10 protein-coding genes and 1 tRNA gene are annotated in these 13685 nt (G+C 36.0%); 5 read left to right on the top strand and 6 right to left on the bottom strand.

From position 1 onward, the window contains the following. Window positions 1-160: 160 nt before the first annotated feature. A complete protein-coding gene (locus V5N67_RS03410; protein ID WP_332060497.1) occupies window positions 161-1852 on the bottom strand; it encodes a Na/Pi cotransporter family protein in 1692 nt (563 codons plus the stop codon). A gap of 85 nt (window positions 1853-1937) precedes the next feature. Beyond that, the gene (locus V5N67_RS03405; RefSeq protein ID WP_332060496.1) at window positions 1938-3149 is read right to left on the bottom strand and encodes a mechanosensitive ion channel family protein; all 1212 of its coding nucleotides are present in this window, start codon (window positions 3147-3149) and stop codon (window positions 1938-1940) included. A 137-nt stretch (window positions 3150-3286) separates the two neighbouring features. Between V5N67_RS03405 and dnaG the strand changes: the two genes are divergently transcribed. From dnaG to V5N67_RS03390, 3 genes are all read left to right on the top strand, one after another. After that, the gene (gene dnaG, locus V5N67_RS03400; protein WP_332060495.1) at window positions 3287-5179 is read left to right on the top strand and encodes a DNA primase; all 1893 of its coding nucleotides are present in this window, start codon (window positions 3287-3289) and stop codon (window positions 5177-5179) included. Window positions 5180-5568: 389 nt separating this feature from the next. Next, window positions 5569-7578, top strand: a complete 2010-nt coding sequence (gene rpoD / locus V5N67_RS03395; RefSeq protein WP_332060494.1) for an RNA polymerase sigma factor RpoD — start codon at window positions 5569-5571, stop codon at window positions 7576-7578. Window positions 7579-8264: 686 nt separating this feature from the next. Then, window positions 8265-8726, top strand: coding sequence for a YcgN family cysteine cluster protein (locus V5N67_RS03390; RefSeq protein WP_332060493.1), 462 nt, complete (start codon window positions 8265-8267; stop codon window positions 8724-8726). Between the two features lie 48 nt (window positions 8727-8774). Here V5N67_RS03390 and V5N67_RS03385 read toward each other — a convergent pair whose 3' ends face one another. Continuing rightward, window positions 8775-9512: an SIMPL domain-containing protein gene (locus tag V5N67_RS03385; RefSeq protein WP_332060492.1), complete on the bottom strand. Its 738-nt coding sequence runs from the start codon at window positions 9510-9512 to the stop codon at window positions 8775-8777. 169 nt (window positions 9513-9681) lie between these two features. Here V5N67_RS03385 and V5N67_RS03380 point away from each other — a divergent pair. Beyond that, window positions 9682-9755 (top strand) — tRNA-Ile (locus V5N67_RS03380). Window positions 9756-10486: 731 nt separating this feature from the next. On the opposite strand, the gene V5N67_RS03375 is transcribed toward V5N67_RS03380, so the two are convergent. Further along, window positions 10487-10666, bottom strand: coding sequence for a YegP family protein (locus V5N67_RS03375; RefSeq protein ID WP_332060491.1), 180 nt, complete (start codon window positions 10664-10666; stop codon window positions 10487-10489). A 410-nt stretch (window positions 10667-11076) separates the two neighbouring features. After that, on the bottom strand, window positions 11077-11616 hold the full coding sequence (locus V5N67_RS03370) for a helix-turn-helix domain-containing protein (protein WP_332060490.1): 540 nt from the start codon (window positions 11614-11616) through the stop codon (window positions 11077-11079). Between the two features lie 342 nt (window positions 11617-11958). On the opposite strand from V5N67_RS03370, the gene V5N67_RS03365 reads away from it, so the two are divergent. Continuing rightward, window positions 11959-13011: a DUF475 domain-containing protein gene (locus V5N67_RS03365; protein WP_332060489.1), complete on the top strand. Its 1053-nt coding sequence runs from the start codon at window positions 11959-11961 to the stop codon at window positions 13009-13011. Between the two features lie 43 nt (window positions 13012-13054). Here V5N67_RS03365 and pncA read toward each other — a convergent pair whose 3' ends face one another. Then, complete coding sequence (gene pncA / locus V5N67_RS03360) at window positions 13055-13663, bottom strand: bifunctional nicotinamidase/pyrazinamidase (protein ID WP_332060488.1); 609 nt, start codon at window positions 13661-13663, stop codon at window positions 13055-13057. Window positions 13664-13685: the final 22 nt, after the last annotated feature.

Below are 13685 nucleotides of genomic sequence, written 5' to 3'. Positions count from 1 at the left end.
TTAATTTTTTACAAAAAGTTGTGTAGGTCGAACCAAAAAAAATATTGATATAACAGTTACACATAGCCAATGCACAATCTAGCTAATGTCTGTATCTTTCACGATATATCTTTTACTTTGAATGAAAATCATTAATTTTCCCGTTAAAAGAACCTCAAAGTTACAGTTTTGCTATTTGTTGATTAGGGGGAGGACGTAGACGAGAACTTTGGAGTAACCCTTGAGCCTCTAAGATTGGGTAGATCATTGAGGTTAAAAGAGAGTTGATTTGTTTCAGATCGCGGACAGTGTCAAGATGAAGACTAGATGATTCTACATTTTTGAAATCACCCTCACGCAGGCGTTTAAAATGCTTTAGGCTCATCTCTTTTTCTAAATTACGGAGTTGATCTTTTTTTTGCACCAATAAATGCGCAGTATGTGCATCATGCGAGACAAGAACATTAAATGCAATATGCGCATTCGCTAGAACAATGGCATGAAAACGCAGCAGGTCATTCCATTCGTCATTGCTAAATTGCAGACCTTTTTGTTGTTTCTTTTTTACTAGCATTAGCATATTATGAATAATAATGTCTCCGGCTTGATCCAACTTGATACAAGCGCCTAAAAGCTCTTGTGTTTGAAGAGCTTCTTCATCAGATAGTTTTTGTCCGGCTAATCGTGCAAGGTAAAGTTTGATTGCAATATGCTTTTTGTCCAGTAAAGTGTTAAGCTGGTTAAGTTCACGCGTGATGATAGGATTAGGCTTTTCATAAAGTTCTATAACTTTTTCCAGCATAATATCTACAAGATCACAAATGTGAATGACTTCACGCATAACATTAGAAAGTGCCAAAGTTGGACGCTCAATAACGCTATCATCGAGAGCTGTTTGATCAGATAAATTAAGAATTTTATTAGGTTGCGTTTTTTTTGTACTTATATGAACAATTTTAGTGGTCAGTTTTAAAACCCATTTTGATAGTGGTATTCCAGCAAAAAGGATGAAAGCATTAAAAATGATATGGGCATTAATAGTTTGAGTAGACGCATTATCACCAAGCCACGTGATTGGTGGTTGAAAAGAAAGAAATAAGACAAAAATAAGAATGGAACCAGCTCCACGCATGAGTAAATTTCCTAATGGGACAAGGCGAGCATTAGGGGGAGCATTGCGTGTTAAAAGTGGTGCTATGAGAGAAGAGCCAAAGTTAACACCAAGAACCATGATAATACATAATTGAGCTTGGATAAGATCATAGTTAGCAAAATTGACCAATAAAATTATTCCAGCAATGGACGAATGCAGCAGGTAGGTCAATGCTGCTGCCAACAAAAAAGCGGAAACAGGATCAGTTGAAAGATAGCCTATGATACTGGGTAAAATTGCACTATCACGGAAAGGCTTTGTGGCTGCGCTCGTCATTTGTAAAGACAAAAGTAAAAGACCAATGCCGATGACAATGCGTCCTATCTGACGCCAATCACGTTTTTCGGTTGTCATGAAGATACAAGTGCCGATGAAAAGACAAAGCGGTACAGCGATATTAAGGTCATAAGCAAGAATTTTGACAACGAGTGCTGAGCCTAATTCTCCTCCACGCACAGCCATAAGTCCCATTAAACTAGAGACAAAACCAGAGTTAACAAAAGATCCAACAAGGAGTGTTACTGCTGTAGAGCTTTGTAAAATGACTGCTGTGAAAAGTCCAAAACCTACAGCAAAAAATGGATTGGACATGACGTGACGCATTTTAAATTTAAGTTTATCACCATAGGCGCGTTCAACGCCTGTGCGCACCATGCGTGTCGCCCAAAGAAGTAAGGAAATAGCGCCTGCAAGACGAAGGAGTATCAATGAACCATCCATGATACTTTCTCTTTCTCTGTTGTTTATGAATATGGGGAAACTTCAAAATGTATAAACAAGATTTATAAAATTGAGGTTTGCCATTTCATTTTTTTTCTAAGGCATGCATAAAATCATAGCCACTTGGATTTTGAAAAACTTTGAGACCAAAACTGGGAAGAATGGAATAAAGGTGGTCAAAAATATCAGATTGAATTTTTTCATAATCCGACCAAACGGTTGTATTAGTGAAGCAATATACTTCTAAAGGTAGACCGTTGGGTGTAGGAAATAATTGTCGCACTATTATGGTTTCATTTTGTTTAATATCTAGATGTTTTTTTAGATAAGCTAAAACGTAAGCACGGAAAGTGCCAATATTGGTTAAACGGCGGGTATTGGCTAATACATTAGGATTTTTCTCTAATTGGGCGTTCCATTCATTGATTTGTGGTATTTTTTGCGCAAAATAATTCTCTAACAAGTTCAGTTGTAAAAGGTATTTTTGTTCTTCTTCTGTGTGAAAACGGATACTCAACTGGTCAATAAATAAAGACCGTTTGATGCGTCTTCCACCAGATTCTGTCATTCCACGCCAATTCTTAAAAGAATTAGTTACAAGCTTACGGATAGGGACAGTGGTGATGGTTTTATCAAAATTTTGAACTTTGACGGTATGGAGTGCAATTTCAGTAACATCACCATCTGCACCCAGATCGGGGATTTCAATCCAATCACCAACACGCACCATATCAGTAGATGAAATTTGGATGCCTGCAACAAGGGAAAGGAGTGTGTCTTGAAAAATCAACATCAAAACAGCTGCCATGGCACCAAGACCAGAAAAGAGAATAAGAGGCGAGCGGTCAAGCAATGTGGCAACCATTAAAATTGCAGTAACAACAAAAAGTGTAACTTTGGCAATTTGAATATAACCTTTTATCGGCTTTAACCGTGATGTTGGTCGTTGTTCGTAAATGGTATTAATGACACTGAGAAGAGCAGAAATGATGAGGGTAACGACAAAAATAATAAAGGCATTAGAGACATTGCGGATAATCGTGCTGAATGTTTTGGGTAATGTGGGGATAAAATTAATTCCGACTGAAAGTATAAAAGCTGCAGTAATATTAGCCATGTATTGAATGGCACGCTCAATATCAGCGGTTGTATTTTGAGGAAGAAAAGAAGAAAGCCGTTTTGCTCCATGAATAAGCAGGTTTCGTGCTAAAAAATTAATTAAAAGCGCAATGAGAATGAGAGCAATGAGCCAAATAATAGTTTCTAACAACGGATACTGAACAAAGAAGTTGATCACTTTTTCTATCTCCATTTCTAAATGATATGCTGCTGAGCTTTTAAAATTTTTCAACCGCTTAAATAATATGAAGTATTGGAATTATGCTCCAAAGTCGTTAAACATGCAAAAAAGAATTTTAAACTCTGTGAGAGATAATGCGTTTTCCTCCTGATTTTCTTGATGAGATTCGCGCTAGGTTACCAATTTCAACAGTTATTGGCAAAAGGGTGATGTTTGATCCCAAAAAAAGCAAGCCTTCGCGAGGAGATTTTTGGTGTTGTTGTCCATTTCATGGTGAAAAAACGCCTAGTTTTCATTGTGATGACCGCAAAGGCCGTTATTACTGTTTTGGTTGTGGTGTAAGTGGTGATATTTTTACCTTTCTTTGCGAACTTGATGGATTACGCTTTTCGGAAAGTGTAGAGCGTTTAGCTGATTTTGCAGGGATGACGTTACCTATCTTTGATCCACAAAGCCATAAGCGTCAAGTGGAAAAGGCTGATCTTTATGATGTTATGAAAATAGCTACAGACTTTTTCCAATATAATTTACACAATAAAGGAGGAGAACAAGCGCGGAATTATCTTGATGCGCGTGGTGTGACACCAAAACTTGCAGAGCGTTTTCGGATTGGTTTTGCTCCAATGGGACGTACAGCTTTAAAAGAAGCTTTGAGTGCACGTGGGATTTCAATAAAACAAATGGAAAATTGTGGGCTTCTTCAATCAAGTGAAGATAGCACGGTTTCTTATGATCGATTTAGAAATCGTATTATGTTTCCTATTGAAGATTTGCGTGGACGTGTAGTCGCTTTTGGAGGCCGTGCATTAAATAAAAATACACGGGCGAAATATCTTAATAGTCCTGAAACAGTACTGTTTCATAAAGGAAATATGCTTTATAATGCAGCAGCAGCTCGCAAAAATAGCCGTTCTGTTGGAGATGCAAAAGCTTTCTCTGTTCTTGTTGTTGAAGGCTATATGGATGTCATCGCATTAACTAAAGCTGGTTTTCAAAGAGTGGTAGCACCTTTGGGGACAGCGTTAACGGAAGCGCAAATTGGACTTTTATGGCAGATGGACTCTAACCCAATTTTATGTTTTGATGGAGATGATGCGGGTTTAAACGCTGCTTTTCGTGTTGCTGATCATGTATTGCCTCTTTTAAAGGCGGGAGTGTCAGTACGCTTTATTTTATTGCCACAAGGCAAAGATCCAGATGAAATTATTTGTGCAGGTGGTGCACAACTTTTTTCTTCTTTATTGCAAAAGTCAATCCCGCTGATTGAGCTTCTATGGAGGCGCGCAATATATGGAAAGCATTTTGAAACTCCAGATGCACGGGCAGCGCTGGAAAAACAATTGAAGCAGCAAATCTTTACGATTAAGGATGAGGATGTACGCCGCTATTATTTTCAAGATATAAAGAAGCGGCTCTTTAATTTTTTTCGTCCATCTTTTTCGAAAAAAAGAGGTGCAGAACAATATAATCCTAACTCCTCGAATAAAATATTAAAAGGTCAGTCTTTTTCTTCGTTGGAAAATTCTAATATGGTGCGTAATTCATCGCATTTTGTTCCTGTTCGTGAGGCAGTTATTTTACTAATCTTAGCTTACTATCCTGAGTTATGGCATGAAAATTTTGAGTTTCTTGCTAAATTGGAGTTGCAAAGTGCTCAATTGGTGAGCTTTCATCAAACTATGTTGGAAATTCTTGGGATTCAACAGCCTCATGATCGAGAGACAATGATTGCTCTTCTAGAAACAAGGGGACAAAAAGCTCTTTTAGAACGTATGGTAAATCTTGTGCAAAGTGTTGGTATGCGTACGGTCTTTTCTGGAGGGGATATAGAAGATGTTCGCACTGTATTAAAACAAGCTATCTACTTGCATCTTCGAGAACACCACCTACATAAGAGATTACAAGATATTGAAGAGCAACTCATTAAAAATCCTGATAATGAAGTTTTTGGTCTGCTTCATGAAATACAAGTTGAGCTGAAGCAGGTGCAAGCAATAGAAGCTTTAATTGAGAAACTTGGACGCTAATTTGATGAAAAAATAGACGGGAATAGGCAAGATAAGATAAAATGATTCGCTTTTTTTGAACGAATCAGTCACCTAAAGCTTTTAGTATGAGGAAGTTTATGTAGCTGTGGCATTTTTATAAAAATGGCAACTAAGTTTTGGGAAAAGCGGGAAATTGGTTCTTAATTGTATGATGCAGAGATTGTCTCAGAAAAACTGAGAGGTGTCGGGGAAGCTTCTGTGGTTTTCCCGCGTTTTTGTGTGAATGAAAAGTTTATACAAAATATATTCTTTTCAATAAAGGTCTCCTCTAAGAGGAGGGAAGCATATAAAAATTGTTGGTACGCTAAATAAGGACGTAAAAGATTGGTCACATAAAAGCTGTGTAGTGGTCAAGTGGAGTTAACGGTATGGCAACAAAGGTTAAACAGAAAGATAATACAGAAGTAAAGGGCCAAGCGAGTTTGGATAGTCCTCTTCTCGATTTTTCTGATGATGCCATCAAAAAAATGATTAAACTCGCCAAGAAAAATGGTTACGTGACGATGGATGAACTGAATGCGGTTCTTCCTCCTGATGAAGTGACGTCTGAACAAATTGAAGATACTTTGGCGATGTTCTCTGAGATGGGCATTAATGTTGTGGATGATGAAGATGAGGCTAAGTCCGAGCATTATGATGAAGAATCTGCTATGGAGGGTGGTGATTTAGTAGAGGCCACTAGCCGTGCAGTTGCAACAACAACTAAGCGTGACGGAACAGACAGTACTGATGATCCAGTGCGCATGTATTTGCGTGAGATGGGGGCGGTTGAGCTGCTTTCGCGAGAAGGTGAGATTGCTATTGCCAAGCGTATTGAGGCAGGGCGTGAGACAATGATCGCTGGACTTTGTGAGAGTCCCTTGACTTTTCAAGCCCTCATTATTTGGCGTGAAGAATTAAAAGAGCAGCGCATTCTTCTTCGTGAGATTATTGATCTTGAAATGACTTATGCTGGTCCAGAGGCTAAACAGGCTCCACTTATTGAACGGAGTGAAGTTGAAAAAATAAAAGAGGAACGGTCATCTCATAATGCGCGTGATATGGAAGGGATTGCGAGGAATATAGACATTGAAGATGAGGATGAAGATGAAGATGAAGTGAATTTATCGCTTACTGCAATGGAAAATGAACTTTGCCCTCAGGTTATGGCAACATTGGACTTTATTGCTGAAACTTATATAAAGTTGCGAAAATTACAAGATCAGCATGTTGAAAGCAGCTTGGCAGAGCGTAAAGAAGGAGCTCTTTCATCTTCTCAGAAAAAAACATATACTCAGTTGAAGAATAAACTGGTTCAAGCAGTAAAATCCCTTTCTTTGAATCAGAATCGTATTGAAGCTTTGGTTGAGCAGCTTTACGACATTAATAAGAGATTGATTCATAATGAGGGTAAGCTGAAGCGGATTGCTAATAATTACGGTGTTGGTCATGAAGATTTTTTAAAAGAATACCAAGGTCGTGAGTTGGATGCAGATTGGCTTGACTATGTTGCGTCTCTGTCAGGGCGTGGTTGGAAAGAATTTTCAACGCGTGAAGCTAAAAAAATTCAAAGTTTGCGTAGCGAGATACAAAATCTTGCACAAGAAACTGCCATTTCAATTGGCGAGTTTCGTCGGATTGTTACGCAAGTGCAAAAAGGTGAGCGCGAATCAACAATTGCTAAAAAAGAAATGGTGGAGGCTAATTTGCGCCTTGTCATTTCAATTGCAAAAAAATACACTAACCGTGGTTTGCAGTTTCTTGACCTTATCCAAGAAGGTAATATCGGTTTGATGAAGGCTGTGGATAAGTTTGAATATCGGCGTGGGTACAAGTTTTCAACTTATGCAACGTGGTGGATCCGTCAGGCAATTACGCGTTCAATTGCTGATCAAGCACGTACCATTCGTATTCCTGTTCACATGATTGAAACAATTAACAAAATTGTTCGCACATCACGCCAAATCCTCCATGAAGTTGGAAGAGAACCTACGCCAGAAGAATTGTCTAGTAAACTTTCTATGCCGTTGGAAAAAGTACGGAAAGTACTTAAAATTGCAAAAGAGCCAATTTCACTTGAAACACCCGTTGGGGATGAGGATGATTCTCATTTAGGTGACTTTATTGAAGACAGGAATGCATTATTGCCGATTGATGCAGCTATTCAGGCAAATTTGCGTGATACAACGACTCGTGTTCTTGCTTCACTTACACCACGTGAAGAACGTGTTTTACGCATGCGTTTTGGTATAGGGATGAACACTGATCATACGTTGGAAGAAGTTGGTCAACAATTTTCAGTCACACGAGAGCGTATTCGTCAAATTGAAGCAAAGGCGCTTCGTAAATTAAAGCATCCAAGCCGTTCTCGTAAATTGCGTAGCTTTCTTGATTCTTAATGTCTATGGCGCATTTTAAAAAATGCGCCATTTATTAATAAATAAGAATAAAAGATATATCATTATCGTTTTTGAGATATCTTTTTGAGAAAGGTTGCGGGGCAGATATTGAATAATCTTGGTAAAACTGTCTTTTAGCTTTGTTACTACTTATACTGTGACCTATAAAGCAGCGGATCAAAAATTGCAGGGGGGGGGTTGTAGTAATTAAAAAAGGGATGTGTGATATCTAATGCATTACTTTGTATGCGCAAGTGCATTTATGCATAAAGTAATGTATTAAGAGTATTTGATGTTAAACGACATTCATTTCCCGATGAATAAGGAAACTCTGCTTTATGGAGGCATTATAAAAGCACTTATGCTTAAACATGTAAGTGTTTAAAAATTTCATTTAAACTATGTGATTGTTTTATGCTGTACAATATTTACAATCATGCATGATGGTTTATGTTAATGTTTGCTCATGAAAGATATTGAGATGGGTTATTGTTTATTTTTATAAAATGTTTACTGAAAATGCCTTTCATTTTTATTAAACTGGATTTTGAGAAAATTATTTTGAGGCAGTATATTGAATTAAATGGTTTTTAGAGAGACAAAAATGTCTGCAGTTATTGAGATTAAGTTTCATTTATTCCATTTTTTAATCAATTTTTTATTTGAAAAAGGCACAGCCAATTTTTATGAGCAAAGAGATTCCTTTTTGGAAAGTAAAAAAACTGGAAGAATTTTCTACTGCTGAGTGGGAGAGCCTCTGCGACGGTTGTGGGCGTTGCTGTTTACACAAAGTGGAAGATGATGATACAGGTAAGATCTATACAACCAGTGTTGCTTGCCGTCTCTTAGATGGAGAAACTTGCCAATGTCAGAATTATGCTCACCGTAAAGCAATAGTCCCAGATTGTATATCGCTAGATATTGAAACGATTAAAACAGCATGTTGGCTTCCTGAAAGTTGTGCTTATCGATTGATTTATGAGGGAAAAGATCTTCAGTGGTGGCATCCGCTGGTGTCAAGAAGCTCTCAGACGGTGCATCAAACACCATTTTCTGCACGTGGACAGATAGAAGTTTATGAAGATGAATTATCGTCTGAAGAAGATTATCTCCAATATATCACTGGTATTATACATGAAGACCAGTGATATAATTGTTTTACACGGTAATTGATTATTTAGTATTGATTATATGACTTATTCAATAACAAATGTTACAGTAACATTGACATTATAGCTCAATTCACCACTTGAGAAATTTGTATCTGCAGAGCTTGTATTTATTGCACTACTCATGAGACGCGGTGTTGGATGATAGCCATCATCGCTTTCATTGATTTTAATAATTTTTCCTAATTTTAAATGCGCTGCTTGTGCAATAGTTTCAGCTTTTTCAATCGCTTCAGCAATAGCTCTTTCCCGTGCCTCTTTATAAAAAGGTTTTGTATTGGTATTGGTGAAGGTAATACCATTAACAGAATTAACACCAAGCGCCATTGCTTGATCAAATATTTTCCCAGCATTAGAAAGATCACGAATACGCACTGTTAAAGATTTTGAAACGTAATAGAGGCTTTCATTATTTTGTTTTGCATTATGTGTATCTGGACTTGATTGATAAATGGATAGTCCTGAAGTTTGCAAATCATTTTCTTGAATACCGCTTTTTTTTAAAGCGTTTATAACATTGGTCATAGATTTATTATTAGCTGCTAACGCTTTTTGGGCAATTTTATTGGAAGTAACAATGGCTAAATTAATAATTGCCATATCTGGTGCTGCTTTGCTTTCGCCAGTTGCAGTAACTGTAATAGTTGAATTTTTAATTTTGCTTTCTTCAGAATGTACGGTAAACGAAGTAGCTAGCAGTGTGAATGCTATCATAGCTACTCTCATTTGATAACTATTTAATAGTTGAAAAATTATTTTTGTCATATCTATTCCTCTATATTTGTCAATTTATCATTCTCTCATCTTCCGAAGTTCTTGTAAAGAAATTAGGGTTTTGATAACAAAAGCTGATAAAAAAGAGAAAAAGATGGCTTATAATTGAAGCAAGCTCTTGTATCATGAAACATTTTAGTTTAGAGAAAAACAGTCTGTGGGGCCTGTAGCTCAATTGGTTAGAGCCAGCGGCTCATAACCGCTTGGTTGGGGGTTCGAGTCCCTCCGGGCCCACGTTCCCCTTCGTTACAATATGAAGAGATTTTGTAATCATTAATTCTACAAGCTTTTGAAGTTTTTATATCCTGAGCTTCACTTCTTTACACGATTTTTAGCGCGCTTGTGATTTGTGATATTGCCGGATGGAATTATGGTTATATCCTCTCGCGAAGTTGTAAAATATGCTAAGCTATAAAGATTTTTATTCATCCAAATATTCTATGGTGAAGTTAATGTTCACGCTAATATTATCGTTATCTGTATATTTTTTATTTAATTGAGGGGAGCTTGGCTAAGCTAAAAATAAGAGACAAGTATGTGGTTTTTTTTGTGCTTAGTTATGAATTTGTATTCCACAGTCATAATATAGTATTTTTTAGATAAATATAGGAATTACTTCAATTATTGAATAAATTAAACTTTAAGTTTTTAATTCAATTTTTAACATTGATTTATTTATTTTTTTAATTCTTGAAATTTAAGTTAGTTTTATATTTTCGTGTGGGATCGGATTGCGAGCTAGAAAAAATAGTATATAGTACAAATTATTTTAAAATGAAGTAATAATAATGTATTTTTATGCAGAGTGGAATTATTTCAATTTTTTTAAATTCATAACAACTAATACTCTTGCTGGTTAATGGGTTATTTTATTATTGAAAAAAAATCCATTACCTTGCTGTTCATTATAAAAATGTGATGAGAAGTAATATACAAAGTAAATCTCATCTTAATAACAAAAAAATCTAAGATTGTAGCTCTCTAATAAAGGCTTTATGCGTAATTTTTTTGATCTGTTCAATATTCATTAGAATATCTTGCTTTGTTGGATAGCCTCTACTCGAGAAAGCAATTTTCTGTTTGTCTCCTGAGATTAAACGCCAATACCATTGATTATGAACCCCCTGAAACACTTCAAAATACATGCTTCCTACCTCAAAAATAGTCGTCGATTGACTAGATAAGTATACAATTCATCTGATTTATAAATGTTAGGTATGTCACTGTAATAAGCAGTCAATATACTTCTCTTAATTTTTTTTATTTTACAATAAATTTTATAAATATTTTACAATAAATTCTATAAAAATTATATCCTGTAATGAGAAAATGTTTACTGTTAATAAGCTAAAAAATACTTTATACGCGAAGCAATTTTATTTTTTTTTATTTAAAATAGAAAGATTTTTTTTTATTTTTAGCAACATATTTAGTTATGCTATTCTAAAAACAAACTTTATTTGCCACCTAGAACTTTACTTGCGTAAAATAATCAAAGTGTTTTGCTATGCAAGTAAAGTTCGAGTTTTTTATTATTATTTCATAATATAAAGGTCTATTGATTAGCTATAACCTCCTTTTGTGATATGCTTCGAATGAGTAAATCAATAAAAAGGCTAAGAGCATAAGAATTAGCCATCTTTGCTTTCATGTCAATCAGAGAAGTTGCCGCTTTGGGATTGAGATCATTGGATGAATTCTGTGGCAACAGATATTGCTGCAATTTTTCATAAGAGCTCTCAATTTTTTCTTTGTTTGGTTCTTCGTTACGGCCGCTGTTGGTAAGAATCTCTTCAAGCTTTTCAATTTTTTTAATAAAATAATTCCAGTCAAAGTCACTTTTAGTATACTCAGTGTCAAACATTTTTCCTTGCCCAGTTAGTAGCCAATTAATATTGACCCCATACAATGTGTGATATGTTTGTAAGACACTAAGATTAGGCTCCCTTTCTCCACGCTCATAAAAAGCGATAGAGTTTTTTGTCATGCTAAAACTTTTAGCTAATGCTTCACGTGATGGATCCCCTAAAGCGAGGCGTACATAACGTAAACGTTTTCCAAATATAGTTTTTGCTTCAGTTTCAGGACGTGCCACGAATTATCTCCCTCAGTAAATCATCATGGTGTAAGCTTTGACTAATAAAAGCACACTATGTATTAATAACTTATTATGTAATGTCAATATTTGTAGTCAATATTTATAATTTTTGTTTCTTTATTTTTAAAATTTTAGTAAGTAGGCAATAATTTTAAACTTATCGTATCTTATTTAAGAGTGGTATTCATTTCAAATAAAAAGTGCATTTGTCAATTTTTCTCTTGCTTTCCTTTGGAAAAATTCCATGTAAATTTTCGTGTATATTCTATCTTTATATTAAGAAGGATGCACTTTTTGGATTTGCGCAATGAGTCACAGAATAAATTTTGAGGAATGATGATGGCTCTATTTAGCTATTTTAGGGGAGCTTTTTTTTGCACAATTATTGGCATTTTCGCAGGTGGGGGGATTGGTTGGTTTGAAACAGGAAGTGCTGCTGGGTTTCTTAAATATTTTTTTGTTTGTTGTGTTTTAGGGATTTTAGAAATTTCTTTGTCTTTTGACAATGCTATTGTCAATGCGCGTATCCTTGGAGAGATGAATCAGATATGGCGCCGTCGCTTTCTAATATGGGGTATTTTGGTGGCAGTATTTGGGATGCGAATTGTTTTTCCGGTTTTGGTGGTTGCTGTGGCTATTGGGGTTAATCCAATTGCGGCAGTAAAATTAGCGATATGGGAACCACATCGGTATGCTGCAATTTTAACGAATGCGCATGTGGGTATTGCCGCTTTTGGAGGAACTTTCCTCATGATGGTTGGTTTGAAATATTTTTTTGATTCTGAAAAAAAAGTGCATTGGTTAACATTTATTGAAAAACCTGCTCAAAAATTAGGGTCGCTTGTCGGGATTGATATTGCCATTATGTTGATGCTGATGTTACTTTTTTCAAGGTGGATTGCACCAGAAGATAAAATGACTTTTTTATTTGCTGCGCTTTATGGGCTTTTGACATTTATAAGCGTTGCAATCGTTGGTTCGCTTTTGGATGCTCCAAAAGTCACTTTATCTGCAGTCACAAAAGGGGGGTTGGGTTCATTTTTTTACTTAGAAGTTTTGGATGCAAGTTTTTCTTTTGATGGTGTCATTGGTGCTTTTGCTTTTTCACACAACCTTTTTATTATAGCAATTGGTCTTGGTATAGGTGCATTTTATGTGCGTTCTATGACGATTATATTGGTCGAATCAGAAACATTGTTGCATTATCGCTATTTAGAACATGGTGCTTTTTATGCGATCTTGGTACTTGCAGTGATTATGTATATGCAAACCATTATATCGGTTCCTGAGGTGTTAACGGGATTTGTTGGGGTGTGTATTATTGGGATGGCGTTTTATTCTTCTATTCGCTTTAAGCGTCACCATCTCAATAAACATGTTGTGTCTGGATAGGTTAAAAATTTTTATTATCGTTGCAGTAGCGTAAGAGAAAATTTTAAGAGGTCATCAAAAGTTCTACGCCAGCTTCATTCATAGTTTTGAGCATTGTGTTAAGCGATCCGTTTAGATCAATACCGGCACAGGCATTTAATGAAACGCTGACTTGAAAGTCGCATTTTATAGCATGGAGTGCAGAAAAACCGACACAAAAATCAGTCGCTAAGCCGCACATGATTAATTTTGTAAAACCGTGTTCTTTGAGATAGCTTTGTAAGCCTGTTGGTGTTTTTTGATCATTTTCAAAAAATGCGGAATAGCTATCAATTTTTTGATTATAACCTTTTCGAAGGATAAGTTGTGCTTTCTCAACTTTGAGAGATGTATGAAAGTCTGCCCCTTGTGTTCCTTGTATACAATGATCAGGCCAAAGTATTTGGGAACCATAGTCAAGATTTATGGTATCATAGGGCGTTTTTTCAGGATAAAAAGAAGCAAAGCTAGAATGATTTTTTGGATGCCAGTCTTGGGTTAAAATGATATGATCAAAATGATCCATGAGATTATTGATAGGAGATAAAACGGTCTCACTTTGCGGTACTGCAAGTGCTCCACCAGGCAAGAAGTCATTTTGAATGTCAATGACGATTAAGGCTTTTTTTTCCATGAATATGTTCCTGTAGGAAGTT

Origin of the sequence: Bartonella rhinolophi (assembly GCF_036576165.1) — a bacterium.
Taxonomy (GTDB): domain Bacteria; phylum Pseudomonadota; class Alphaproteobacteria; order Rhizobiales; family Rhizobiaceae; genus Bartonella.
This window is presented reverse-complemented; position numbering and strand designations above follow the sequence as displayed.